This window comes from Enterobacter quasiroggenkampii (assembly GCF_043972695.1).
GTDB lineage: Bacteria > Pseudomonadota > Gammaproteobacteria > Enterobacterales > Enterobacteriaceae > Enterobacter > Enterobacter quasiroggenkampii.
This window is the reverse complement of record NZ_CP143745.1, coordinates 2,303,458-2,325,941: the sequence shown is the minus strand read 5'-3', so window position 1 is coordinate 2,325,941 and position 22,484 is coordinate 2,303,458. Positions and strand designations below refer to the sequence as shown.

26 protein-coding genes and 1 tRNA gene are annotated in these 22,484 nt (G+C 53.1%); 13 read left to right on the top strand and 14 right to left on the bottom strand.

The annotated features are described in order from the left end of the window. Window positions 1-25 precede the first annotated feature (25 nt). The 4 genes from solA to V1572_RS11055 all read left to right on the top strand — a co-directional run bounded on the left by solA (window position 26) and on the right by V1572_RS11055 (window position 2,672). A complete protein-coding gene (gene solA, locus V1572_RS11070) occupies window positions 26-1,144 on the top strand; it encodes an N-methyl-L-tryptophan oxidase (RefSeq protein ID WP_395299965.1) in 1,119 nt (372 codons plus the stop codon). A gap of 60 nt (window positions 1,145-1,204) precedes the next feature. Further along, window positions 1,205-1,318 (top strand): DUF2770 family protein, encoded by a 114-nt coding sequence (locus tag V1572_RS11065; protein WP_048339068.1) that lies wholly within the window; start codon window positions 1,205-1,207, stop codon window positions 1,316-1,318. Between the two features lie 207 nt (window positions 1,319-1,525). Next, window positions 1,526-2,092, top strand: coding sequence for a cytochrome b (locus V1572_RS11060; RefSeq protein ID WP_048224381.1), 567 nt, complete (start codon window positions 1,526-1,528; stop codon window positions 2,090-2,092). Window position 2,093: 1 nt separating this feature from the next. Continuing rightward, window positions 2,094-2,672 (top strand): YceI family protein, encoded by a 579-nt coding sequence (locus V1572_RS11055; protein ID WP_045401851.1) that lies wholly within the window; start codon window positions 2,094-2,096, stop codon window positions 2,670-2,672. A 41-nt stretch (window positions 2,673-2,713) separates the two neighbouring features. Here the strand turns inward: V1572_RS11055 and V1572_RS11050 are convergent, their stop codons facing one another. Then, window positions 2,714-3,763 (bottom strand): rhodanese-related sulfurtransferase, encoded by a 1,050-nt coding sequence (locus tag V1572_RS11050; protein WP_008500831.1) that lies wholly within the window; start codon window positions 3,761-3,763, stop codon window positions 2,714-2,716. Window positions 3,764-3,984: 221 nt separating this feature from the next. Between V1572_RS11050 and V1572_RS11045 the strand changes: the two genes are divergently transcribed. The 3 genes from V1572_RS11045 (at window position 3,985) to V1572_RS11035 (ending at window position 6,743) form a co-directional block, all read left to right on the top strand. Then, the gene (locus tag V1572_RS11045; protein WP_045910183.1) at window positions 3,985-4,911 is read left to right on the top strand and encodes a Kdo(2)-lipid IV(A) acyltransferase; all 927 of its coding nucleotides are present in this window, start codon (window positions 3,985-3,987) and stop codon (window positions 4,909-4,911) included. Window positions 4,912-5,054: 143 nt separating this feature from the next. Next, the gene (mdtG, locus tag V1572_RS11040) at window positions 5,055-6,272 is read left to right on the top strand and encodes a multidrug efflux MFS transporter MdtG (RefSeq protein ID WP_048222502.1); all 1,218 of its coding nucleotides are present in this window, start codon (window positions 5,055-5,057) and stop codon (window positions 6,270-6,272) included. A 96-nt stretch (window positions 6,273-6,368) separates the two neighbouring features. Beyond that, window positions 6,369-6,743, top strand: coding sequence for a MysB family protein (locus V1572_RS11035; RefSeq protein ID WP_008500834.1), 375 nt, complete (start codon window positions 6,369-6,371; stop codon window positions 6,741-6,743). Between the two features lie 6 nt (window positions 6,744-6,749). On the opposite strand, the gene V1572_RS11030 is transcribed toward V1572_RS11035, so the two are convergent. The 3 genes from V1572_RS11030 to mdoG all read right to left on the bottom strand — a co-directional run bounded on the left by V1572_RS11030 (window position 6,750) and on the right by mdoG (window position 11,136). Further along, window positions 6,750-6,977: a YceK/YidQ family lipoprotein gene (locus tag V1572_RS11030; protein WP_008500835.1), complete on the bottom strand. Its 228-nt coding sequence runs from the start codon at window positions 6,975-6,977 to the stop codon at window positions 6,750-6,752. 84 nt (window positions 6,978-7,061) lie between these two features. Next, a complete protein-coding gene (gene mdoH, locus V1572_RS11025) occupies window positions 7,062-9,590 on the bottom strand; it encodes a glucans biosynthesis glucosyltransferase MdoH (RefSeq protein WP_045908288.1) in 2,529 nt (842 codons plus the stop codon). Next, window positions 9,583-11,136 carry a glucans biosynthesis protein MdoG gene (gene mdoG / locus V1572_RS11020; protein ID WP_395299964.1) on the bottom strand — a complete coding sequence of 518 codons (1,554 nt, stop codon included), beginning with the start codon at window positions 11,134-11,136 and terminating at the stop codon, window positions 9,583-9,585. The genes mdoH and mdoG overlap by 8 nt, the downstream gene beginning before the upstream one ends. 254 nt (window positions 11,137-11,390) lie before the next feature. Between mdoG and mdoC the strand changes: the two genes are divergently transcribed. Continuing rightward, window positions 11,391-12,530 carry a glucans biosynthesis protein MdoC gene (gene mdoC, locus V1572_RS11015; RefSeq protein WP_395299963.1) on the top strand — a complete coding sequence of 380 codons (1,140 nt, stop codon included), beginning with the start codon at window positions 11,391-11,393 and terminating at the stop codon, window positions 12,528-12,530. A 34-nt stretch (window positions 12,531-12,564) separates the two neighbouring features. Here the strand turns inward: mdoC and ymdB are convergent, their stop codons facing one another. The 5 genes from ymdB to csgB all read right to left on the bottom strand — a co-directional run bounded on the left by ymdB (window position 12,565) and on the right by csgB (window position 15,037). Beyond that, window positions 12,565-13,107, bottom strand: coding sequence for an O-acetyl-ADP-ribose deacetylase (gene ymdB, locus V1572_RS11010; RefSeq protein WP_045908290.1), 543 nt, complete (start codon window positions 13,105-13,107; stop codon window positions 12,565-12,567). 105 nt (window positions 13,108-13,212) lie between these two features. Then, complete coding sequence (locus tag V1572_RS11005) at window positions 13,213-13,533, bottom strand: type 1 fimbrial protein (RefSeq protein WP_325841551.1); 321 nt, start codon at window positions 13,531-13,533, stop codon at window positions 13,213-13,215. A gap of 160 nt (window positions 13,534-13,693) precedes the next feature. Next, the gene (gene csgC / locus V1572_RS11000; RefSeq protein WP_104948888.1) at window positions 13,694-14,026 is read right to left on the bottom strand and encodes a curli assembly chaperone CsgC; all 333 of its coding nucleotides are present in this window, start codon (window positions 14,024-14,026) and stop codon (window positions 13,694-13,696) included. A gap of 61 nt (window positions 14,027-14,087) precedes the next feature. Further along, a complete protein-coding gene (gene csgA, locus V1572_RS10995) occupies window positions 14,088-14,540 on the bottom strand; it encodes a curli major subunit CsgA (RefSeq protein WP_008500842.1) in 453 nt (150 codons plus the stop codon). Window positions 14,541-14,581: 41 nt separating this feature from the next. Then, window positions 14,582-15,037, bottom strand: coding sequence for a curli minor subunit CsgB (gene csgB, locus V1572_RS10990; protein WP_048027369.1), 456 nt, complete (start codon window positions 15,035-15,037; stop codon window positions 14,582-14,584). A 764-nt stretch (window positions 15,038-15,801) separates the two neighbouring features. Here csgB and csgD point away from each other — a divergent pair. Genes csgD through csgG form a run of 4 tightly spaced genes read left to right on the top strand, consistent with a single transcriptional unit; the run spans window position 15,802 to window position 18,143 of the window. Beyond that, entirely contained in the window at window positions 15,802-16,452 is a 651-nt protein-coding gene (gene csgD, locus V1572_RS10985; RefSeq protein WP_021240790.1) for a biofilm master transcriptional regulator CsgD, read from the top strand. Between the two features lie 4 nt (window positions 16,453-16,456). Further along, a complete protein-coding gene (csgE, locus tag V1572_RS10980; protein WP_008500845.1) occupies window positions 16,457-16,846 on the top strand; it encodes a curli production assembly/transport protein CsgE in 390 nt (129 codons plus the stop codon). Between the two features lie 23 nt (window positions 16,847-16,869). Continuing rightward, window positions 16,870-17,283 (top strand): curli production assembly/transport protein CsgF, encoded by a 414-nt coding sequence (gene csgF / locus V1572_RS10975; protein ID WP_023311106.1) that lies wholly within the window; start codon window positions 16,870-16,872, stop codon window positions 17,281-17,283. A 26-nt stretch (window positions 17,284-17,309) separates the two neighbouring features. Then, window positions 17,310-18,143 carry a curli production assembly/transport protein CsgG gene (csgG, locus tag V1572_RS10970; RefSeq protein ID WP_045357119.1) on the top strand — a complete coding sequence of 278 codons (834 nt, stop codon included), beginning with the start codon at window positions 17,310-17,312 and terminating at the stop codon, window positions 18,141-18,143. Window positions 18,144-18,186: 43 nt separating this feature from the next. On the opposite strand, the gene V1572_RS10965 is transcribed toward csgG, so the two are convergent. The 4 genes from V1572_RS10965 to ghrA form a co-directional block, all read right to left on the bottom strand. After that, window positions 18,187-18,669 carry a DUF1097 domain-containing protein gene (locus V1572_RS10965; protein WP_139125294.1) on the bottom strand — a complete coding sequence of 161 codons (483 nt, stop codon included), beginning with the start codon at window positions 18,667-18,669 and terminating at the stop codon, window positions 18,187-18,189. A gap of 96 nt (window positions 18,670-18,765) precedes the next feature. After that, a complete protein-coding gene (locus V1572_RS10960; RefSeq protein ID WP_045908295.1) occupies window positions 18,766-19,320 on the bottom strand; it encodes a molecular chaperone in 555 nt (184 codons plus the stop codon). Window positions 19,321-19,341: 21 nt separating this feature from the next. Next, window positions 19,342-20,079, bottom strand: coding sequence for a phosphatase (locus tag V1572_RS10955; RefSeq protein WP_008500850.1), 738 nt, complete (start codon window positions 20,077-20,079; stop codon window positions 19,342-19,344). Window positions 20,080-20,163: 84 nt separating this feature from the next. Then, window positions 20,164-21,102: a glyoxylate/hydroxypyruvate reductase GhrA gene (gene ghrA / locus V1572_RS10950; RefSeq protein WP_395299962.1), complete on the bottom strand. Its 939-nt coding sequence runs from the start codon at window positions 21,100-21,102 to the stop codon at window positions 20,164-20,166. Window positions 21,103-21,334: 232 nt separating this feature from the next. On the opposite strand from ghrA, the gene V1572_RS10945 reads away from it, so the two are divergent. Continuing rightward, window positions 21,335-21,422 (top strand) — tRNA-Ser (locus tag V1572_RS10945). Window positions 21,423-21,556: 134 nt separating this feature from the next. Here the strand turns inward: V1572_RS10945 and V1572_RS10940 are convergent. Then, window positions 21,557-22,462, bottom strand: coding sequence for a LysR family transcriptional regulator (locus V1572_RS10940; protein WP_032651284.1), 906 nt, complete (start codon window positions 22,460-22,462; stop codon window positions 21,557-21,559). Window positions 22,463-22,484 lie beyond the last annotated feature (22 nt).

Sequence of the window (22,484 nt, the reverse complement as noted above, 5' to 3'; positions counted from 1 at the left end):
CAAAACATCAGTTTACGAGATGCATATGAGATACGACTTAATCATTATTGGCAGCGGATCTGTGGGTTCTGCCGCCGGTTATTACGCGACGCAGGCGGGCCTGAAGGTCCTGATGATCGATAGCCATCTTCCGCCTCATGCGGAGGGCAGCCATCATGGCGATACCCGCCTCATCCGCCATGCGTATGGCGAAGGCGAGCGCTATGTTCCGCTGGTGCTTCGCGCCCAGACGCTGTGGGACGAACTGGCGAAACAGACTGAAGACCGCATTTTCGAACGTACCGGCGTTATCAACCTGGGCCCGGCCCATTCTGCATTTCTCGCCGGCGTCGAACGCAGCGCGAAAGCGTTTAATCTGGACGTTGAGAAACTGGACGCGACGGGCATTAGCGCGCGCTGGCCCGAAATTAGCGTCCCGGACGATTATATCGGCCTCTTTGAAGCCCACTCTGGTGTGCTGCATTGTGAAACGGCGATCAAGACCTGGATCGAGCTTGCCGAGAAGGCAGGCTGCGCGCAGCTGTTCAACTGTCCGGTGGACGCCATCACCCATGACGATAATGGCGTCACGGTAACGACCCTTGACGGTGAATATTCCGCGGATCGCCTGCTGGTCAGCGCGGGAACCTGGGTTACCCGCCTGCTGCCCGATCTGCCGATCCAGCCGGTGCGCAAGGTCTTCTCCTGGTTCCAGTCGGATGGTCGTTACAGCGTCCAGAATAAATTCCCGGCCTTCACCGGCGAATTACCCAACGGCGACCAGTTCTACGGCTTCCCGTCAGAAAAAGACGCGCTGAAAATCGGTAAACACAACGGGGGCCAGGCTATCACCTCCCCTGAAGAGCGTAAGCCTTTCGGCGCCTTTCCTCAGGATGGTTCGGAAGCCTTCTCGTTCCTGCGCACTATTCTTCCGGGCGTCGGCGGCTTGCTGTATGGCGCGGCCTGTACCTACGACAACACGCCGGATGAAGACTTTATCATTGATACGCTGCCGGGGCATGACAACACGCTGCTCATCACCGGACTGAGCGGCCACGGCTTTAAGTTTGCTTCCGTGCTGGGTGAAATCGCCGCGCAGTTTGCCCAGGGTATTGCACAGCAGTTTGATCTGACGCCCTTCTCCCTCTCGCGTTTTAACGGATAATTCGCCACGGGCACCGGACGTCCCGGGGCCCGTTTCATTCACACTGCATTACGGGGCGTTATGCGCAGGATCGTTAACTTTCTGATGAATAATATTCGCGAGCATTTTATGCTCTATCTCTTATTGTGGGCGCTGTTGGCCATTATTGATTTTGTTTACATTGTATTTTACTGAAAAGCCTTACTGACAATAATTGACGTTAATTTATCTTTATTGAAACTCACCATTTCGCTTGCACGAAGAGATTGAATTAGCGCTAGCGATCCTTTTCAAAATTGCTGAAATAAATAAAATAAAAATCAATAGACAATTATTTCAGTTGCAATATCCCGCCTTCCCGTTCATTTTTACTTTCCGGTTAATTTGAAAATGGACATTCTGATGCAATTGCGTAACTCCTCCCGGCGCTACGGAATAATATCCATAGGTTTGCACTGGATATTTGCTCTTGCCGTCTACGGTATGTTTGGACTTGGACTCTGGATGGTCACGCTCAGCTATTACGATGGCTGGTATCACCAGGCGCCGGAGTTGCATAAAAGCATTGGTGTCCTGCTGATGCTGGGGCTGGTTTTCCGCGTGATCTGGCGACATATTTCTCCGCCGCCCGCTGCGCCAAAGACCCACAGTAAATTTACCCGCCTCAGTGCCGTCGCCGCGCATATTGCCCTCTATGCATTGCTGTTTGGCATCCTGATTAGCGGCTATCTCATTTCGACGGCTGACGGTAAGCCGATTAACGTCTTCGGCCTGTTCGACGTTCCGGCAACACTGAGCGATGCCGGGGCGCAGGCCGACACGGCGGGGGTCATTCACCTCTGGCTTGCCTGGAGCGTGGTGATCCTGTCCGTACTTCACGGGTTTGCCGCCCTCAAACACCATTTTATTGATAAAGACGATACGCTAAAGCGCATGCTTGGCCGCTCGTCAGTTGACTCTGGAGCATAAAATGAAAAAACACCTGCTGGGTATCGCACTGGGTTCTCTGTTATTCACCGCCGGTTCCGCCGTGGCGGCGGATTATAAAATTGATAAAGAGGGCCAGCACGCTTTCGTCAATTTCCGTATTCAGCACCTGGGATATAGCTGGCTGTACGGTACCTTTAAGGATTTTGACGGCACGTTCACCTTTGACGAAAAAAATCCTGCGGCCGATAAAGTCAATGTGACGATTAATACGAACAGCGTCGACACAAACCACGCAGAGCGCGATAAACACCTGCGCAGTGGGGAGTTCCTCAACGTCGCGAAATTCCCGCAGGCGACCTTCACTTCTACTGAGGTGAAGAAAGACGGCGATAAGCTGAATATTACCGGCAACCTGACGCTTAACGGCGTAACCAAACCGGTCACGCTTGATGCGAAATTACTGGGTCAGGGTGATGACCCGTGGGGAGGTAAACGCGCAGGTTTTGAAGCGGCAGGGAAAATTCACCTGAAAGATTTTAATATCACAACGGATTTAGGCCCGGCGTCTCAGGACGTGGAGCTGATTATTTCCGTTGAAGGTGTACAGCAGAAATCGTAATAATGTCGCCCGGCAGACTTTCACCGTGCCGGGCGTTATTATCATTCCGGGTCAGGGATACCCAGTTTGGTATTCAGACGACCGCGTGATTTATTGAAAATCTTGTTGCCGTTTTCACGTCCTGCGCGACGGCGACGCTGCTCTTCTTCCGGCAGGATGCTCTCTTCGCTGCACAGCTCGCTACAGCAACCGTTAAACTTCTCGGCACAGGCCGGGCACTGAATGAACAGCAGATGGCAACCGTCATTTTTGCAGTTGGTGTGGGTATCGCACGGCGCGCCGCACTGGTGGCACTGGGCAATGACGTCGTCCGAAATACGTTCGCCCATACGCTCGTCAAAGACAAAGTTTTTCCCGATAAAGCGTACTGGCAGCCCCTGCTCACGGGCGCGGCGAGCGTACTCGATAATGCCGCCTTCAATGTGCCAGACCTTATTAAAGCCGTTGTGCTTCATCCACGCGCTGGCTTTCTCACAGCGGATACCGCCGGTGCAGTACATAACGATCTTTTTATCTTTATGCTCCTGCATCATCTCAACCGCTTTCGGCAGCTGCTCGCGGAAGGTATCGGCCGGGATTTCCATCGCGTTCTCGAAATGCCCCACCTCATACTCATAGTGGTTACGCATATCAATAAACACGGCATCCGGATCGTCCAGCATCGCATTCACTTCCGCCGCCTTCAGGTATTCACCGACGTCCGCCGGGTTAAACTCAGGATCGTCGATACCGTCCGCCACGATGCGTTCACGCACCTTCATGCGCAGCACCCAGAAGGATTTCCCGTCATCATCCAGGGCAATGTTCAGGCGTAAGCCGTTAAGGGCCGGGTCAAACTGATAAAGTACGTCACGGAAGGCGCTGACTTTGCTTTCCGGTACGCTAATCTGCGCGTTAATACCTTCACGGGCAAGGTAGACTCGGCCGAAAACGTTCAGCGCTGTGAACGCCTGATAAAGCGCATCGCGGGTCGCCTGCGGATCGTCGATCGTGAAGTATTTATAGAATGAGATGGTGGTGCGCGGTTCGGTTTCAGCCAACATACGCGCTTTTAACATCTCATTCGACACGCGGTTGTGTAACACTGGCATGGTGTACAGTCCTGGAATCGTTAGAGAGAATGAAAATTCGGTCGGCATCATATAGCAAACAAAACCAATTTACATCCACACAATTTACGCTACATTTCACACACCCTGATTAATCAGGCTTAACAATTGCTGTATTCGTGCACGCTTCGAAAGCAGATATTTTGGCTACGCCTCAAAAAATGAGACACTAGCGAAACAGGACGTTTGAACACAGGAAAGACATGACCCAGTTACCAACATTTACTGCCGCCCTTTTGCATCCCCGTTATTGGTTGACCTGGCTTGGCATCGGCTTTTTATGGCTTCTGGTACAGCTTCCCTACCCTGTTATTTTTCGGTTGGGTAAATTTCTGGGCCGTTTCGCACAGCTGTTTATGAAGCGTCGCGCCAGAATCGCGTACCGCAACCTTGAGCTGTGTTTTCCGCAGATGAGCGAATCAGAGCGTCACGACATGGTCGCGAAGAATTTTGAATCCGTCGGGATGGGGCTTATGGAAACCGGCATGGCGTGGTTCTGGCCGGACAAACGCATGGCTCGCTGGAGTGAGGTGACGGGAACCGGCATGGATCCGGTACATACGCTTCAGGCCAACCAGACGGGCGTTCTGCTGATCGGCGTCCATTTTCTGACGCTGGAAATCGGGGCGCGTATGTTCGGCATGCAGGCGCCCGGCATTGGCGTTTATCGCCCTAACGATAACCCGGTCATCGATTTAATCCAGACCAACGGCCGCATGCGCTCTAACAAAAGCATGATCGACCGTAAAGATCTGAAGGGAATGATCCGCGCGCTGAAATCCGGTGAAGTGGTCTGGTATGCCCCCGACCACGACTATGGCCCACAGGCCAGCGTTTTTGTCCCCTTCTTCGCCGTTGAAGAGGCCGCGACAACCACCGGTACCTGGATGCTGGCGCGGATGTCCAAAGCCGCCATCGTGCCTTTTGTTCCCCGCCGTAAGCCGGACGGTTCAGGCTACGAGCTGATGATGCTGGAGCCGGAACTCGCACCGCCGCTTGACGATGCAGAAACCACCGCACGCTGGATGAACAGCGTGGTGGAGAAGTGCATCATGCTCGCCCCGGAGCAGTATATGTGGCTGCACCGTCGCTTTAAAACCCGGCCAAAAGGCACGCCGTCCCGCTATTGATTTTCAACGTGCGGCCCTCAGGGCCGCATGCTGTTTTAGCTTTAAAAGCTCCCCCTCATTGCGGCAATCATAACCCAGGCGCATAATTAGCAGGCTTATTACTTCATGCTTCAGGTGCTAAGCACCTCATTATGCGGATTGTTATGTCACCCTCAGATGCCCCCATAAACTGGAAGCGTAACCTCACGGTTGCGTGGCTTGGCTGTTTTCTCACCGGTGCAGCGTTTAGCCTGGTCATGCCTTTCCTGCCGCTTTACGTCGAACAGCTGGGCGTGACGGGCCACAGCGCGCTCAATATGTGGTCCGGCCTGGTATTCAGCATCACGTTCCTGTTTTCCGCGATGGCCTCGCCCTTCTGGGGTGGCCTTGCCGACCGCAAGGGGCGAAAAATCATGCTGCTCCGCTCGGCGCTGGGGATGGCCATCATCATGGCGCTGATGGGCGTGGCGCAAAACGTCTGGCAGTTCCTGATTTTACGCGCGCTGCTGGGCTTGCTGGGAGGCTTTATTCCCAATGCCAACGCCCTGATTGCCACACAAATTCCTCGCCATAAGAGCGGCTGGGCGCTGGGCACGCTCTCAACCGGCGGCGTGAGCGGTGCCCTGCTGGGGCCACTGGCCGGCGGACTCCTGGCCGACAGCTATGGCCTGCGCCCGGTGTTCTTCATCACCGCCAGCGTGCTGTTCCTGTGCTTTATCGTCACCCTGCTCTGTATTCGGGAAAACTTCACGCCCGTTGCGAAGAAAGAGATGCTCCACGCCAGGGAGGTGCTGACTTCGCTCAAAAATCCCAGACTGGTGCTGAGTCTGTTCGTGACGACCCTGATTATTCAGGTTGCAACCGGATCGATTGCTCCTATCCTCACGCTGTACGTTCGCGATCTGGCGGGCAACGTCAGCAATATTGCATTTATTAGCGGGCTGATCGCCTCCGTGCCCGGCGTGGCGGCATTGCTCAGCGCTCCGAGGCTGGGGAAACTGGGAGACCGCGTCGGCCCGGAAAAAATTCTGATCTGTGCGCTGGTGATCTCTGTCCTGCTGCTGATCCCCATGTCGATGGTGCACTCGCCCTGGCAGCTTGGTGTTCTGCGCTTTTTACTGGGCGCTGCCGACGGCGCGTTACTGCCCGCCGTTCAGACCCTGCTGGTCTACAACTCCACAAACCAGATTGCCGGGCGTATTTTCAGCTATAACCAGTCATTTCGCGACATCGGTAACGTCACCGGGCCGCTCCTCGGGGCTGGCATTTCCGCCAGCTTTGGTTTTCGCGCCGTCTTTATCGTGACGGCAGGCGTAGTGCTGTTTAATGCGATCTATTCGTGGTTCAGTTTATCCCGCGCGTTACGGCCGGTGGCGGAATAAGACGAACGCCTGAAGCTTATTTTCGTATTCATACTTGCAGAATCAGATATTCAGCTATTCTTTCCCTGAAACCTTCTGGAAAACAGGGAGACACCAATGACCATGTACGCCACGCTGGAAGAAGCTATTGATGCCGCTCGTGAAGAGTTCCTCGCCGATAACCCCGGCGTTGAAGAAGAAGATGCTGACGTGCAACAACTTAATATCCAAAAATACGTTCTGCAGGATGGGGATATTATGTGGCAGGCCGAATTCTTTGCCGATGAGGGTGAAGAAGGGGAATGTCTGCCGGTCCTGAGCGGTGAAGGTGCGCAGGCCGTCTTTGACGGTGACTATGATGAAATCGAACTGCGGCAGGAATGGCTGGAAGAGAACACCCTGCACGAGTGGGATGAGGGCGAATTTCAGCTCGAGCCACCGCTCGATACGGAAGAAGGTCAAACCGCAGCCGATGAGTGGGACGAGCGTTAATTTACGCTACTCGTAAGGGCCGTGGCTGGCATCGATCGGCAGCAGCAGCGTGTCGAAAATTAGCGAGAATGGCAGATCCAGCACGGTGAGGTAGCGCCATGCGGAGTCACGGAGATCCCATTTCACGCCAGGGTAATACTGATTCCCGTGGCCTTGCCCTGGAATGGTGCGGCTGATGATGCTGCCGCAGCCGCTGAGCAGGCATGCCATCAGAACGACGATGATTATTCTCATGAGTAACCTCTAAAAAAATACCGGCGATTAAGCCGGTATTTTATCTGGCGGGTGGCGCTTCGCTTACCCGCTCTACTTAACCACTTACTTCGCCTTCAACGCCAGCGGGTTCAGCTTCAGTTCTTTATAGTAGTTTACCCACGAAGAGTATCTCTCCGGAGCGGACCACACGCGGTAGTGAAGACGCGCCATCGTGACCGGGTCGCTCAACAGGACCAGACGACGGTCACGGTTGAGTTTTTCCGGGGTCTCGTTCAGCGCCTGCTCAACGTGACGATCGCGGGCAATCTCCAGCACCTGGCTGGCACGGTGGCGCGCGGTGGCCATCGCCGTTGCCAGTGCGTTAAATGACGGGTTAAACACCGCGTGCATAAAGCCGTCATCCAGCGTGCGATTGCGGTTCTGCTCGAGATAACGATCGGTGTCCACCAGCACCTGCGGCGGGGAATACTCTTCCGGGATCAGGAACAGCTTCCAGCGTTTGGTCCGCAGCCCCACCGTCGAACGGCTGGAGATCACGGAGACAAACGGCGACAGGATCAGCGAGAAGACAATCGGCGCCAGCCAGAACAGGAAGCGCAGATCCAGCCACGCCATCCCGGCCGCCCACACCAGACCCAGCAGCAGCTGAGAACCGTGGCGCATAAAGGCTTCGCTCCACGGCGTGGAGTCGTCATCACGCTGCGGTGAGTTCCAGACCACTTCCCAGCCCAGGAACGCACTGACCACGAACACGGTGTGGAACAGCATACGCACCGGTGCCAGCAGCACGGAGAACAGCACTTCCAGCAGCAGTGAAAGGGTCACGCGGAAGAAACCGCCGTACTCTTTCGAGCCTTTGCACCAGATCAGGATGATGCTGAGCAGCTTAGGCAGGAACAGCAGCACCATGGTGGAGGCAAACAGCGCAATCGCCAGTTCAGGGCGCCACTGTGGCCACACCGGGAACAGCTGCCGCGGTTGCAGGAAGTATTGCGGCTCCGTCAGGGCATGCACGACCTGCAGCGCAGTAGAGAGCGCAAGGAACATAAACCACAGCGGTGCGGAGAGATAAGACATCACGCCCGTCAGGAACACTGCACGGTGAACCGGGTGCATCCCTTTCACCAGGAACAGGCGGAAGTTCATCAGGTTACCGTGACACCAGCGGCGGTCACGCTTGAGTTCGTCCAGCAGGTTCGGCGGCAGCTCTTCGTACGATCCCGGCAGGTCGTAGGCAATCCAGACGCCCCAGCCAGCACGACGCATCAGCGCCGCTTCCACGAAGTCATGCGACAGAATAGAACCGGCAAACGAACCCTCGCCCGGCAGCGGCGCCAGCGCACAGTGTTCAATGAACGGCTTCACGCGGATAATGGCGTTGTGACCCCAGTAGTGCGATTCACCCAGCTGCCAGAAGTGCAGACCCGCCGTAAACAGCGGCCCGTAAACACGGGTGGCGAACTGCTGGCAGCGCGCATAGAGGGTGTCCATACCGGAGGCTTTTGGCGAAGACTGAATGATACCCGCGTTCGGATTGGCTTCCATCAGACGCACCAGACCGCTCAGGCAGTCACCGCTCATGACGGAGTCCGCATCCAGCACGACCATATAGCTGTACTGATTACCCCAGCGACGGCAGAAGTCATCGATGTTACCGCTTTTACGCTTCACACGACGGCGGCGACGACGGTAGAAGATCTGCCCTTCGCCCTGCACTTCCGCAATCAGCTCCATCCACGCTTTTTGTTCCGCCACGCAGATATCCGGGTTGTAACTGTCGCTCAGGATGTAAACGTCGAAATGCTCCGCGTTGCCAGTCGCCTTTACGGACTCCCAGGTGGCACGCAGACCCGCAAACACGCGGTCAACGTCTTCGTTACAGATAGGCATAATCAGCGCGGTACGGTGCTCAGGATTGAGGGGTTCATCCCCGACCGTTGACGCCGAAATGCTGTATTTGTCACGCCCCATCAGCAGCTGCAGGAAGCCCATCAGCGCGGTCCAGAAACCAGCCGAGACCCAGCAGAAGAGAACCGCGAACAGCAGAAGGATGCCGCTCTGCAGGATGTACGGCAGCAGCTGCATGAAGGAGACCCAGAGATCCTGGCCCATCATGTCCGTCGGGTTGATAAACGCCCAGCCCTGATAAGGCAGGATGGTTTTCATATACCAGGTCGCGACGACCGTCTGCGCCAGCGTCAGCAGCAGCAGGATGTAGCGACGGATGGTCCCCACGGTACGCCATTTCTGTTCGGAAGCCTGCTCTTCTTTCGTCAGGCGTGACAGATAGCGGGGCGTCACATCACGCCCGCGCAGGCGATCCCAGAAGCGGCCCACCGGGTTGGTGCGCCATGGATCGGGAAACATTGAGGAACGCGTGGCCTTCGGCATCGCCTGAAGCTGATCGCGCCCTTCGTCGTCTTTAATCAACTGCCCTTCTGCCAGCGAGTCCGGCCAGGCCTGCTCCAGACGTGCCTTTACTGACCCCAGCGGCGTATCATCATCACGGGAAAACTGACGATGTTCACCATCCAGCGCGGTGTGAACCGCGCGGATGTCGCTCTTAGGCAGTGCCGCTTTTTCGATATCCGTCAGCGGCATAGCATCAATATATTCAGATGTATTATTCATTGGCAGGTAGCTGATAGCTCCAGGTTTCACTCAGCGGCTGATCGTTACTGACCAGCGCTGCACGCATTTCAGTGGTCTGTTTCGGATCTTTCACTTTCACGCGCAGGGTCAGACGCCAGCCTTTTGTTACCGGGTTGTAACGCACGGTATTCTCAACGATTTCACCGTTCTCACCGATGCTGGCCTGAGCGGCAACGGCAGTGTCCGGTGACAGTTTCTTCATATCCTGGCCTGTGAAGTCCACGACAAAGGCCACGGTACCGTCAGGCTGACGGATAAGATTAGACTGCTTCACATCACCCGTTGAGCGGCGAGTCTGCATCACATACGCGTTATCCGGCGCATGCAGCTTATCTTCGTCGCGGCTGAAGGTGATGGTGTACTTGAAGTTCATCTCTTTACCGGCTTCCGGCAACTGATCCGGCGTCCAGTAAGCGACGATGTTATCGTTGGTTTCGTCGTTGGTTGGAATTTCTACCAGCTCGATCTTACCTTTACCCCAGTCACCGTTTGGCGTGACCCAGGCGCTTGGGCGCTGGTCATAGCGGTCGTCCAGATCTTCAAAGCGGGAGAACTGACGACCACGCTGCAGCAGGCCAAAACCTTGTGGGTTTTCCATTGCGAAGCTGCTCACCGCCAGATGTTTCGGGTTGTTCAGCGGACGCCAGATCCACTCTCCGTTACCGGCGTGAATAGACAGACCGTTGGAGTCATGCAGTTCCGGGCGGAAGTTGGTTGCTGGTGACGGCTGGTTCGGCCCAAACAGGAACATACTGGTCAGCGGCGCAACGCCCAGTTTGCCCACTTTATCACGCAGGTAAACCTTAGACTGCACGTCAACCACCGTGTCACGACCCGGCATGATCACAAAGCGATAGGCACCGGTCGCACGCGGAGAATCCAGCAGCGCATAGATAGTCAGACGTTTGTCCGTTGGTTTTGGACGTTCAATCCAGAACTCACGGAAACGTGGGAATTCTTCACCTGATGGCAGCGCGGTATCAATAGCCAGTCCGCGCGCAGAAAGCCCGTATACCTGCCCCGCGCCAATCACGCGGAAATAGCTGGCACCAAGCATGCTGACGATTTCGTCGTTTTTATCTTTGCTGTTGATCGGGTAAAGCACCTTAAAGCCAGCGAAGCCCAGGTCTTTCACCGTATCTTTGTCGTGTTGCACATTGCCAAAATTGAAGTAATCCGGGCTGTATTTAATCTTACGTACCGCTGTGGCCGTCACTTCATTGATGGCAACAGGCGTGTCGAAATACATACCCTGATGATAAAACTCAAGCTTGAACGGGGTCTTGATGTTGCTCCAGTAGGCTTTGTCGTGATTGAACTGGATCTGCTGATAGTCCGCATATTTCATATCGCGGAAAACGGAGGGCAAGTTACTTTTCGGCGCTTCGTAGCTCTTGCCCGCCATCGATTTTGCCTGTTTTGCGACATCGTCGATGTTAAAGGCCAGTGCCGATGAGGTATACAGTGATAACACCACTGCAGCACCTAACCAACGCATTTTCATCATCTGTGGTTTATGTTTCATAATAAGTAAGCACTTCCCCCTTTGTGTGCTTATATCGATCCGATCCATTTTAATGGAAACTCAGGCAATCCGACAACATTATCACTGCTTTGTTCAGCTGCTGGCTCATGGATTAAGCAAATGAAAGAACCCATTATTCACTTTGCGTGCTTATCCTGGAGACAGGGTGTCGGTCTTGGTGTAGGGTTGCTTTCGAATGTAACCATTATGAGTCTTAGGGATAAGACGAAAAGTCTGAGAATGCACAACGTTATATGAGCACAACACCAACAGAACGTGAATATTTCCTCGACTCGATCCGGGCATGGCTGATGCTATTGGGGATCCCTTTTCACATATCACTGATTTACTCCAGCCACACCTGGCATGTGAATAGCCAGATGCCGTCCTGGTGGCTGACGCTGTTTAATGACTTTATTCACGCCTTCCGTATGCAGGTGTTTTTTGTCATCTCCGGCTATTTCTCTTACATGCTGTTTCTGCGATACCCGCTTAAACGCTGGTGGAAGGTGCGCGTCGAGCGCGTGGGGATCCCCATGCTGACCGCGATTCCGCTGCTGACGCTGCCTCAGTTCATGATGCTGCAGTACGTCAAAGGCAAAGCGGAGAACTGGCCGAATCTGTCGCTGTATGAAAAGTACAATACGCTGGTCTGGGAGCTGGTGTCTCACCTGTGGTTCCTGCTGGTCCTGGTGGTGCTCACCACGGTGAGTCTGTTCATTTTTAGCCGCCTGCGCCACCACCTGAGTTCGACAGCCGACGCCTTTTTCGCCAACGTTACGATGGGCAAACTGTCAGTGCTCTTCTTGCTGTTGGGGATCGCTTATGCTGCCGTGCGACGGACCCTGCTTATCGTCTATTCGCCGATTTTAAGCGACGGGCTCTTTAATTTCGTGGTGATGCAGTCGCTGTTCTACATCCCGTTCTTTTTAATCGGCGCGCTGGCGTTTATTTATCCGAAGCTGAAAGCACTGTTTACCACTCCGTCACCGTGGTGCGCGATAGGTGCGGCCTTCGCGTTCGCAGCCTATCTGCTGAATCAGCGCTACGGCAGCGGCGACGCCTGGATGTACGAAACGGAAAGCGTGATCACCATGCTGCTGGGTTTGTGGATGGTGAACGTGGTATTCGCGCTCGGCCACCGCCTGCTGAACTTTAAGTCCAGCCGTGTGACCTACTTCGTCAATGCTTCGCTGTTTATTTATCTGGTGCATCACCCGTTAACGCTTTTCTTCGGGGCTTATATCACCCCGCATATCGCCTCCAACACGCTGGGGTTCTTTACCGGTCTGGTGTTTGTCGTGGGGATTGCGATCGTGCTCTATGAAATCCATCTGCGGATCCCGCTCCTGCGTTTCCTCTTTTCAGGAAAACCACAGGTAAAAGCCTCATAAACAACCGCGGCGCACTGAGTGCGCCGCGCTTTCTTCAGGTGTCCAGTTCCTGCCCGCGCTGGGTCAGCAACCGTTGATAAAGGTGGGTAGTTTCTTCGTCGAAACAGACAAAGATAACCTTCTCAGGCATCGGTTTTAGCGACAGGTAGCGGTAAACGGTTTCGACGGCGATCGTCGCGGCAGCCGCCTTAGGATAGCCATACACACCGGTACTGATGGCCGGAAACGCCATTGTTTTATAGCCGTTGTCGGCAGCCAGCCGCAGACAGTTCCGGTACGCCTCTTCCAGAATACTCGCCTCATGCCGATCGCCACCGTGCCAGACAGGCCCTACGGCGTGAATTACCGCTCTGGCAGGCAGATCCCCCGCAAGCGTAATGACCGCATGACCGGGAGGACACTCACCCTGCTGTTGCCGCACGGTTTTGCAGGCTTCCAGCAGCTGCGGTCCGGCAGCCCGGTGGATAGCCCCGTCCACACCGCCTCCCCCCATCAGGGAGGGATTGGCGGCATTGACGATGACGTCGACATGCATGGTCGTAATATCGCCATGAATCACTTCAATTTGCGGTTTCATAAAGCCCCTCTGCAACCCGCCTTTTTCTTAAGTGTATCGCAGGGCTGCCCGGGAGAAAAAACTATCAGAAAAAATCCTCTTCCGCACAAAGCGGAAGAGAGAGCGTTATCGATACTGTATTTCGACAACCGCGAGCGTTTTTTCAGGGTTGAGGTATTTCATGCGCAGCGATGCCAGGTTCGAATCGGACACGTGGCCATTAAGCGCCTCTTCATAGCTGACCATGCGCGTTTGCATACGATTATTATCCGGGCAGGACAAGGCAAACTGTCTCTGATGCGGCGAAACTTCACAGGGGTCGGCAACAATGGCACCGCGAAAATGAATGACGCCACCGTTCACAATGGTAGCGGAATAAACCGGGAGGCTAAAAACAGAAACGGTCAGGCCCAGACCCGTCACGAGTCGAGCGAAAGAGTGGTTCATTATAGGTACTCCTCAATGAAAATCGTCCTTGAGGGGTAAACGCACTTCATTATGACAAACGAAGTCTCACGTTAAGGAACATAATGACCTGGTCCCTGATATCAGCATAGCTCAACGGTGCAGACCCGCCACATTCACAAGCCATTGATTCCATGAATGTTTAGATCGAACTTCCCGCTGGCGACCACTGTTGTGATAAATGAAGCGATTTTCCATCTGAGACGGTGACAACGATTTTTACCGTGTCTCCTGCGTTAATATTTAAACTCAGGCGCATTAAATCAATCGTCTGATTAGCGGGTATAAAAAGGGTATTTTGCTGTCGGGACGAACTTTGTCCCCCCTGCCCTTCCCGAACGGAAACAATCTGAACCTGACAATCACACGGCTGCGCCAGAGTGACCTGCGGAATAATGGTGGTCATATTTTCCTGCTGCGACGTTTTGAAGGTTATCTGGCTGGAAAGCGCGGCAAGGAGAATTAAGGTATTCATGATGAACTCCCGAAAAAAAACAGGGCATCAGCCCTGTTTTTTTGTAGCACAGATTTCAGTATCAGTACTGATGAGCTGTCGCGTGGTTACCGAAGCCGATCTGGGTAACGTTGACAGTAGAGTTAGAAGCAGTCTGGTCTACGAGGGCACCGTTAAAGCCGCCGGACTGGCTAACGTTCATAACAGATTTTTTACTGTTCCACTGATCAAGTGTTGCACTGTTGCCAAATCCTTTCTGGGTCAGGTTGATTTTACTGTCATCAGAACCCTGACCAACGTCAGCGCCGTTACCGCCACCTTTCTGGGTAATATTCAGCACAGAATTTCTGGCGTCTGTCTGCAGAGCAACCGCGGAGTTACCGCCACCGTCCTGATAAATATTCAGGGTTGAATTTGGGCCACTGTATCCGCCATGACCATGTCCATGACCCCAGCCGCCCTGATTAATAGAACCCGCCATAGCACTACCAGAAACTACGATTGCTGCAAGCGCTGCCACTTTGAGAAATTTCATGGTAAACCCCCATCGGATTGATTAAAGTCGTCGCGAAGGCGCTAATGTTGAATAACGTTAATCGCCATTTGCGACTGTTTCTGCACTACAACTGCGGTTTTCTGCGTACCGTACTGCGTAATATTTGCTCTATTACCCGACCCTTTCTGGATAATTTTCGCGCTATTACCGTATCCATCTTGCGTAATACCTGCATCATTCGCGTTACCGCTCTGATCGATCCAGGCAATATTGTAACCCCCTGATTGATCAACTCTCGCTCTGTTACCTGCTCCGTCCTGGGAAACAATGGACAAGAGTTTTGAACCCTCCTGGCGAACCTGAGCGTCATTGAAAACACCCTGTTGACCAATAATGGCTGCCTGATTGAGTGATGAAAGACTTAATTCGTTAACCGCAAAGTTATATTCAGGATTGGCTAAATCTGAATTCGCTGCGGTTACAAATCCAGGCGCACCCAGTAATGTAAACACCATAAATAACGATGTGTATTTCATGTTGTCACCCTGGACCTGGTTATTGAATCACGCCATAACCGTATAACCGTGTTAATTGTAAAAACGATTCGTATTGTGTTAACGCGTCGTTACGGTGAAGAGTATGTCCGCTGAAACATTTTAAATATCTCACCCGCGCGGCTTATTTTTATTTTTCAGATCACCACAAAGTCGTAATTTACATCAAAAAACACTTTATTCAGGCCAGCTTATATTTTTTATTACAGGTGTTTTGCGAAAGGGTTGTACAGCGAGGCGAAGGCTGTCCACGGGTCTTCCCGGGGTGTTTAAACGTAACGGCTGAAGAACATTTTTTCTCAGTGCGTGACACGACACCTGTTTTCTTAAGCCAGACCACTGCTCATTCCTGGACTTAGAACCAACCTGTAACTCATACTTAATTATCGTTTCATCAAAATAACAAATAACTCTATAAATCAAATAATTATAAATATTTGTATGATTTTTAAAATCTGTGCACCTCTATTAATATGTACAACTTTCTCATCATTTCTCGCCATTCATTACAAGCTAATTTCACAAATTAATATTGATTTTTACATTCAGTTACATGTTTAACACTTGCTTTAAACTTCGTAAAAGCTAGATTGAAATTAGATGTACGAAATTGGTTTTATATTTACCTCCCTGTGGAGGTTATGGTCTGATTCTACACACAGCAGTGCAACATCTGTCAGTACTTCTGGTGTCCTCTAATTAACAGGAGGGCAGCTGCCAGGTGCCAAAAAAAGTGGGGTTTCATCATGTATAATGAAGTCCATAGTTTACATGGTCATACATTACTGTTGATCACAAAACCTTCTTTGCAAGCGACAGCGTTATTACAACATTTAAAGCAATCTTTATCACTGAACGGGAAATTGCATAATATTCAACGTTCTTTTGATGATATTGCCCCTGGCAGCATCATTCTGTTCGATATGATGGAAGCTGATAAAAAGCTTATCCATTACTGGCAGGATATTTTAAGCAGGAAAAACAATAATATCCGCGTGCTATTGTTGAATACACCTGACGAATATCCCTTCAGAGATATTGAAAGCTGGCCGCATATCAATGGCGTGTTCTACGTCACGGAAGAAGAAGACCGGGTGGTTGAGGGCCTGCAAGGTATATTGCGCGGTGAGTGTTATTTTTCGCAAAAGCTTGCAAGCTATCTCATTACGCACTCCGGAAATTATCGCTATAACAGCTCAGAGTCAGCACTGCTCACGCACCGTGAGAAAGAGATCCTGAATAAGTTACGCATTGGTGCTTCAAATATTGAAATCGCCCGTTCGTTATTTATCAGCGAAAATACGGTAAAGACGCACCTTTATAATCTTTTCAAGAAGATAGCTGTGAAAAACCGAACTCAGGCGGTTTCGTGGGCTAACGATAACCTCAGGCGTTAATCACATGAAACGCACGTTGAGTTGGATCGCCGCAGCGAGTTTCCTGCTCGCTGCAGGGAATCTGAAGGCCGTCGAGGTCGAAGTTCCCGGATTGTTAACAGACCATACTGTTTCATCGGTCGGGCACAGTTTTTACCGGGCCTTCAGTGACAAATGGGACAGTACTTATACCGGAAATATAACAATCAACGAGCGGCCCAGTGCACGATGGGGAAGTTGGATAACAATAACGGCCAATCAGTACGTTATTTATCAAACGTTTTTATTCCCCACAAAAATGGACTTCGATAAAAACGTAGCCTTAGCACTGGCACAATCAGAAGACGCTATTAATCGCCTGCAAATAGATAAAGCCCTATTAAGCACCAGCGATTTAGCAAAAGACGAGTTCTAGCGAACCGATATGCGGAGGCTGTCATGCGTATTGCATATGCAGTTGTTTCGATAATGCTGATCACCCCCATAAGCTGGGCCGGAAACATGACGTTTCAGTTCCGTAACCCTAACTTTGGCGGTAACCCTAACAACGGTGCGTTTCTGCTGAATGAGGCTCAGGCGCAAAACTCCTATAAGGATCCAAGCTTAAAGGATTTTAGCATTGATACCCCATCCGCCCTGGACAACTTCACTCAGGCTATCCAGTCGCAGATTTTAGGCGGGTTATTGACCAACATTAATACCGGTAAACCCGGCCGGATGGTGACCAACGATTTTATCGTTGATATCGCCAACACTGATGGACAGCTTCAGCTGAACGTGACCGATCGTAAAACCGGAAGAATATCCACCATTCAGGTTTCCGGTCTTCAAAGTAATTCAACTGACTTTTAAACAATAGCTAAATAAGGACAACGATCATGCAGCGCTTCCTGATATTTGTTGCAGTGTGCTTATTGAGCGGTTGTTTAACTGCTCCACCTAAAGAAGCTGCAAAACCAACATTAATGCCTCGGGCCCAGAGTTATCGTGATTTAACACATTTACCTGCTCCAACGGGGAAAATATTTGTCTCCGTATACAACATTCAGGATGAAACCGGGCAATTCAAACCTTACCCGGCAAGTAACTTCTCCACGGCCGTGCCGCAAAGCGCCACCGCGATGCTGGTTACCGCACTCAAGGATTCGCACTGGTTTATTCCGCTGGAACGTCAGGGTCTTCAGAACCTGTTGAATGAACGGAAAATCATTCGTGCCGCACAGGAGAATGGTACCGTCGCGGCCAATAACCGCACGCCTCTGGAATCTCTGGCGGCAGCAAACGTGATGATTGAAGGATCGATTATTGGTTACGAAAGTAACGTTAAATCGGGTGGTGCGGGCGCGCGGTACTTCGGTATCGGTGCGGATACCCAATATCAGCTCGACCAAATCGCCGTTAACCTGCGTGTGGTTAACGTCAGTACAGGCGAAGTGCTCTCTTCGGTGACCACCAGCAAAACCATACTGTCCTATGAAGTTCAGGCAGGGGTATTCCGCTTCATCGATTACCAGCGTTTGCTTGAGGGTGAAATTGGTTACACCTCTAACGAGCCGGTCATGATGTGTCTGATGTCAGCCATTGAAACCGGCGTGATCTTCTTAATCAACGACGGTATTGACCGCGGGCTGTGGGATCTGCAAAACAAAGCAGACGTGCAGAACCCGATACTGGTGAAATACCGCGATATGTCAGTCCCTCCGGAATCCTGACAGGAAGCGCATAAAAAAGGCGAGATGATTATCTCGCCTTTTTTTATTCGCTCACCGCCGTGATGTTTTGCGCTTTTTCCCGCCGCGACGCCAGCCAAAGACCGCTGTTTTTCATGGCATAGCCAAACAGCAACCCCAGCGCCAGGGAAGGCACCACCAGCTTCCAGTCGCCCTGCCCTGCAAAGGTCGCGCACGCTCCCATGAAGGTTCCCGGCACAAACGAAAGCAGCAGATGCTTAGCCTGAACGCACATCAGGAAGGCAACCACGCCCGTCATGACGTACCCCAGTATCTCCAGATGCGGCGCCAGCGCGCTGCCTTTCATGATCACCAGCGCCCAGATAACCCCGCTCATCAGCGTGCAGCCTGAGATGAAGAGCCCTTTGACGCCCCCCTGCGGACAGGCGAAATAGGCCGTACAGCCAAGGAATCCGGCCCAGCTGAGCAATCCGAGAGACACGGCCACCCATCCCCAAAGTCCGGAGAGAATGCCCGTCGTTATTGCGATACAAAGTAATATGTTCATGGCGCGCATCTTAGCAGAAGCGCACCATAGAAATGCGATCAGAAGCACATTATGTGCAAATTGAAATGCGGAGTTGCAGGATTTATGTGATCTAAATCACTCTTCATTCTCTTCTTCCAGCTCATCCCACATCGCCGCGATCGCGTCGCGGGTCAGCGGTGCCAGCGTTCTCCAGAATGGCGAGGTGGCATGGGCTTCGACTTTACCCAGGAATGTGCCGACCCACGGCAGCAGGTACGTTTCGAACAAGGTTTCGATGGCTTCGTTCTCATCATCCCCGGCGTTGTCTTCGATCCAGGAGGCAGCAAGCAGCAGCGTACCGATATGATCGGCTGGCGTATCGCTTAGCGGCATACCGCGGGTGGAGAGGAAAGCTCGGACTTCCGCTTCCGTCGCCCCTTCCTGCCAGGCAGAACGGTATGGCGAAACGCGGCACTCTTCACCGACGAACAGCGCATTGTAATCGGTCGCAATCTGCTGCATGTCGCAGCTTTTTTGCAGACGCGCCAATAAATCATCCTGTTCCAGCGGCCAGTTCTCCGCCAGTTTACCTTCACGAATTAACGTAAAAAGCGGAACCAACAGCGGGTCTTGCGGCTGGCGATAATAGAGCGTACCCAGCACGCGGCAAAGGATGGAAAACTCGTTCATTTTTATTATTCCATTACACAATTAAAGATCGGCAAATTCGGCAATCGGCTCCATGCCGCGCGATTCGAGGAAATCGAGCATGCGGCGCGGGGTGACGTTCAGGATTTGCGCTTCCGGGAAGTTAACGTCATTCAGCACCTTCAGGCACTCGCTGAAATCGCCCAGCGTGAAGGCGGTATGGGAATCCGAACCCAGTGCCACCATGCCGCCCGCATCGCGGACGGCGGCCGCCACTTCGCGGCAGTTGGCTTCACTGCCCTTACGCGAGTGAACAAAGGAGGAGTTGTTAATCTCCAGCGCCACGCGGTGCTTCGCTGCCGCCTGCGCGACAGCCTGAATATCAATCGGGTACTTCGGGTTGCCGGGGTGGCTGATAATATGCACATTGCCGCTGGCAATGGTGGCAATCATCGCCGCGGTGTTGGTCTCTTTATCCTGAGGTGCAAAAACCGGCTCGTGGAAACCGGCGAGGATAAGGTCCAGAGACGTCAGCATCGGGCCGGTGCAGTCGATCTCACCGTCGGTATTTTTGATGTTCGCCTCGATGCCGCGCAGTATCCCAATGCCGTCCACCAGACGTGGCCAGATCCGCATATTCACAAAATGCCAGTAGTGCGGCGCATCCGCCATGTCCGGGCCATGATCGGTGATCGCGAACAGCTTAATCCCCTTAAGCTTCGCCTGGGCGATATAATCATGGAGGTTGCTATACGCGTGGGTACTGGCGACGGTGTGCATATGCAGGTCAACGGGATACATCTCTCTCTCCTCTGCGGTTTTTCCAAAGGATAGCAGTTATCAGCGGCGAATATTAGCAAAAACCCGGCGAACGCCGGGTTTCTCTCAGTAGCCGCGCTGTCTGTCGACCTGGCCGGTGACCGCGTTACCCTTCTCCATTTCGCTGATGGTATGGGATATGTACGCCACCGCTTCTGCCGGACGCGTCACGGCGGCCACGTGCGGGGTCATCGCCACGCGCGGATGTGCCCACAGCGGGCTTTCCACCGGCAGCGGCTCACGGCTATAGACATCCAGCATGGCGCCTTTTAGCTTTCCGCTGTCCAGCGCCTTCAGCAGATCGGACTCAACCAGATGCACCCCGCGCGCCAGGTTCATCAGGTAGCTCTCATCGGCTAACTGGTTGAGCAAGCCTTCATTGATGATACCGACCGTTTCCGCCGTGTTGGGCAGCAGGTTGATCAGCACGCGCGTGCCGTTCAGAAAGTCCGGAAGTTCATCCGTGCCGGCAAAGCTCTCGACGCCCGGATAATCTTTGCGGCTGCGGCTCCAGCAGCGCAGCGGAAAGCCCCACGGTGCGAGGGCTTCAGCCACCTTTGAGCCCAGCACGCCCGCACCGAGGATGCCGATGGTAAAGTCTTCACGACGGTAATCCGGCAGCGGCTCCCAGTGGGCCTGCTGTTTAAATGCCTGATAGTCATCGAAGCGGCGGAACCAGTGCAGTACCTGGCTGACCGCATATTCCTGCATCTGCTGCCCCATTCCGGTATCTTCCAGACGGAAAAGGGGTATCGACTCCGGCAGCATGTCAGGGTGCGCCTTCAGCTTGCTCAGAATGGAATCCACGCCCGCCCCAAGGGCAAAAACGGCCTTCAGTTTACGGCCCTGGAGCATTTCTACTGGCGGATGCCAGACCAGCGCATAGTCAGCATGTTCGTTATCTCCACGCTTCCACTCGCGAACGCGTGCGCCGGGTAATGCCGCCGTGAGCGCCTCGATCCAGTAGGCCGTATCAAACGTGGGGTGATAGAAAAGTATATCCATAGTCATTCCTGCCTTTTATTGCGCTGATTTATTTTGTTTTTTAACGAGGTTGTCAGCATAACAAATTTATTGCACGGCTGTGTTGTTGATAAAAAAGACGCTTTCAGCACATTTAAGAATCATGTTGTCTGAAGTTTGTCTAAACGCGCTAAATTACTGAAAAAGTGAGTTGACGGCAGTTCGGCTTTTCCTTACATTAGCGCCCGTCCCGTCAACAACGGGATGACAATATGGTGAGGTGTCCGAGTGGCTGAAGGAGCACGCCTGGAAAGTGTGTATACGGCAACGTATCGGGGGTTCGAATCCCCCCCTCACCGCCATATTTAAAGAAGAGCTCGCATGAAAATGCGGGCTTTTTTTTCGCATATTGCACGCATGCAGGGGGGATTCGAACCTTGAAACTCCCTGCGCTCTTTATGTCGGGTGGCGCTGCGCTTACCCGACCTACAAAAAGCTACTCCTCGACCATCTTCGCATACTCTTCAGTCAGAAAATCCACCAGCGTCCTGACCGACGGCAGCATGCCGCGCCGCGAAGGATAAACCGCGTGAATCACTTCCCGTCGGGGTTCCCACGCGTCCAGCACCCGTACCAGTTCCCCTGACGCAAGCTGATCCTTCACCATCAATATCGGCAACTGTACAACGCCCACGCCCGCCATCGCTGCTTCCCGCAATGCCAGCATGTCGGTGGTAATAAAGCGCGGTGCGTAGTGGATCTCCGCTTTCGCCCCTTCTGGACCACTGAGCTCCCATTTATGCACCTGTTTACCGGCCCCCATACTTAATCCAGGCCATTCACTGAGCTCGGAAGGCATTCGCGGTTTACCCATACGTTCAATCAACTGCGGACTTGCCACCAGGCAATGCCCCCTGTCAGCCAGCACCCTTAACACCAGGTCGCTGTCATCAAACGGACGCGGACGCACGCGGATAGCCACATCAATACCTTCGCCAACAAGATCGACCCGACGATTGGTGGCCTCAAGCTGGAGATTAATCCCGGGGTAGCGCGCCATAAACCGCGCCAGCATCGGTCCCACGTGGACGTGCAGCAACGTGACGGGACAGGTGATCCTGACGACGCCGCGCGGCTCAGCCTGCAGCGCAGCAACGGCCTCCTCTGCCGCTTCTGCTTCTATCAGCATTGCCTTACAGTGCTGATAGAAAGTGTGCCCCACTTCCGTCACCGTAAACTGCCGCGTCGTGCGCTGTATCAACCGTACGCCAAGCCGCTCTTCCAGCTGCGCAATCCGGCGGCTTAGCCTGGACTTCGGCAAATCAAGCGCCCTTCCCGCCGCCGCAAACCCCCCGTACTCCACAACCTTCACAAACCAGACGAAGTCATTGAGATCCTGCATAAATCCTCATCGTTCTATTTTC

Excerpts from the sequence above, each read along its gene's own strand:
- V1572_RS11050 (WP_008500831.1), bottom strand. The coding sequence starts at position 3,763 with ATGCCAGTGTTACACAACCGCGTGTCGAATGAGATGTTAAAAGCGCGT.
- V1572_RS11045 (WP_045910183.1), top strand. The coding sequence starts at position 3,985 with ATGACCCAGTTACCAACATTTACTGCCGCCCTTTTGCATCCCCGTTAT.
- mdoH (WP_045908288.1), bottom strand. The coding sequence starts at position 9,590 with ATGAATAATACATCTGAATATATTGATGCTATGCCGCTGACGGATATC.
- csgG (WP_045357119.1), top strand. The coding sequence starts at position 17,310 with ATGCAGCGCTTCCTGATATTTGTTGCAGTGTGCTTATTGAGCGGTTGT.
- csgE (WP_008500845.1), top strand. The coding sequence starts at position 16,457 with ATGAAACGCACGTTGAGTTGGATCGCCGCAGCGAGTTTCCTGCTCGCT.
- ymdB (WP_045908290.1), bottom strand. The coding sequence starts at position 13,107 with ATGAAACCGCAAATTGAAGTGATTCATGGCGATATTACGACCATGCAT.
- V1572_RS11055 (WP_045401851.1), top strand. The coding sequence starts at position 2,094 with ATGAAAAAACACCTGCTGGGTATCGCACTGGGTTCTCTGTTATTCACC.
- csgF (WP_023311106.1), top strand. The coding sequence starts at position 16,870 with ATGCGTATTGCATATGCAGTTGTTTCGATAATGCTGATCACCCCCATA.
- V1572_RS11005 (WP_325841551.1), bottom strand. The coding sequence starts at position 13,533 with ATGAACCACTCTTTCGCTCGACTCGTGACGGGTCTGGGCCTGACCGTT.
- mdtG (WP_048222502.1), top strand. The coding sequence starts at position 5,055 with ATGTCACCCTCAGATGCCCCCATAAACTGGAAGCGTAACCTCACGGTT.
- mdoG (WP_395299964.1), bottom strand. The coding sequence starts at position 11,136 with ATGAAACATAAACCACAGATGATGAAAATGCGTTGGTTAGGTGCTGCA.
- V1572_RS10955 (WP_008500850.1), bottom strand. The coding sequence starts at position 20,079 with ATGTATCCCGTTGACCTGCATATGCACACCGTCGCCAGTACCCACGCG.
- csgB (WP_048027369.1), bottom strand. The coding sequence starts at position 15,037 with ATGAAATACACATCGTTATTTATGGTGTTTACATTACTGGGTGCGCCT.
- csgC (WP_104948888.1), bottom strand. The coding sequence starts at position 14,026 with ATGAATACCTTAATTCTCCTTGCCGCGCTTTCCAGCCAGATAACCTTC.
- solA (WP_395299965.1), top strand. The coding sequence starts at position 26 with ATGAGATACGACTTAATCATTATTGGCAGCGGATCTGTGGGTTCTGCC.
- V1572_RS11035 (WP_008500834.1), top strand. The coding sequence starts at position 6,369 with ATGACCATGTACGCCACGCTGGAAGAAGCTATTGATGCCGCTCGTGAA.
- mdoC (WP_395299963.1), top strand. The coding sequence starts at position 11,391 with ATGAGCACAACACCAACAGAACGTGAATATTTCCTCGACTCGATCCGG.
- V1572_RS10940 (WP_032651284.1), bottom strand. The coding sequence starts at position 22,462 with ATGCAGGATCTCAATGACTTCGTCTGGTTTGTGAAGGTTGTGGAGTAC.
- V1572_RS10965 (WP_139125294.1), bottom strand. The coding sequence starts at position 18,669 with ATGAACATATTACTTTGTATCGCAATAACGACGGGCATTCTCTCCGGA.
- ghrA (WP_395299962.1), bottom strand. The coding sequence starts at position 21,102 with ATGGATATACTTTTCTATCACCCCACGTTTGATACGGCCTACTGGATC.
- V1572_RS11030 (WP_008500835.1), bottom strand. The coding sequence starts at position 6,977 with ATGAGAATAATCATCGTCGTTCTGATGGCATGCCTGCTCAGCGGCTGC.
- csgD (WP_021240790.1), top strand. The coding sequence starts at position 15,802 with ATGTATAATGAAGTCCATAGTTTACATGGTCATACATTACTGTTGATC.
- V1572_RS11060 (WP_048224381.1), top strand. The coding sequence starts at position 1,526 with ATGCAATTGCGTAACTCCTCCCGGCGCTACGGAATAATATCCATAGGT.
- csgA (WP_008500842.1), bottom strand. The coding sequence starts at position 14,540 with ATGAAATTTCTCAAAGTGGCAGCGCTTGCAGCAATCGTAGTTTCTGGT.
- V1572_RS10960 (WP_045908295.1), bottom strand. The coding sequence starts at position 19,320 with ATGAACGAGTTTTCCATCCTTTGCCGCGTGCTGGGTACGCTCTATTAT.
- V1572_RS11065 (WP_048339068.1), top strand. The coding sequence starts at position 1,205 with ATGCGCAGGATCGTTAACTTTCTGATGAATAATATTCGCGAGCATTTT.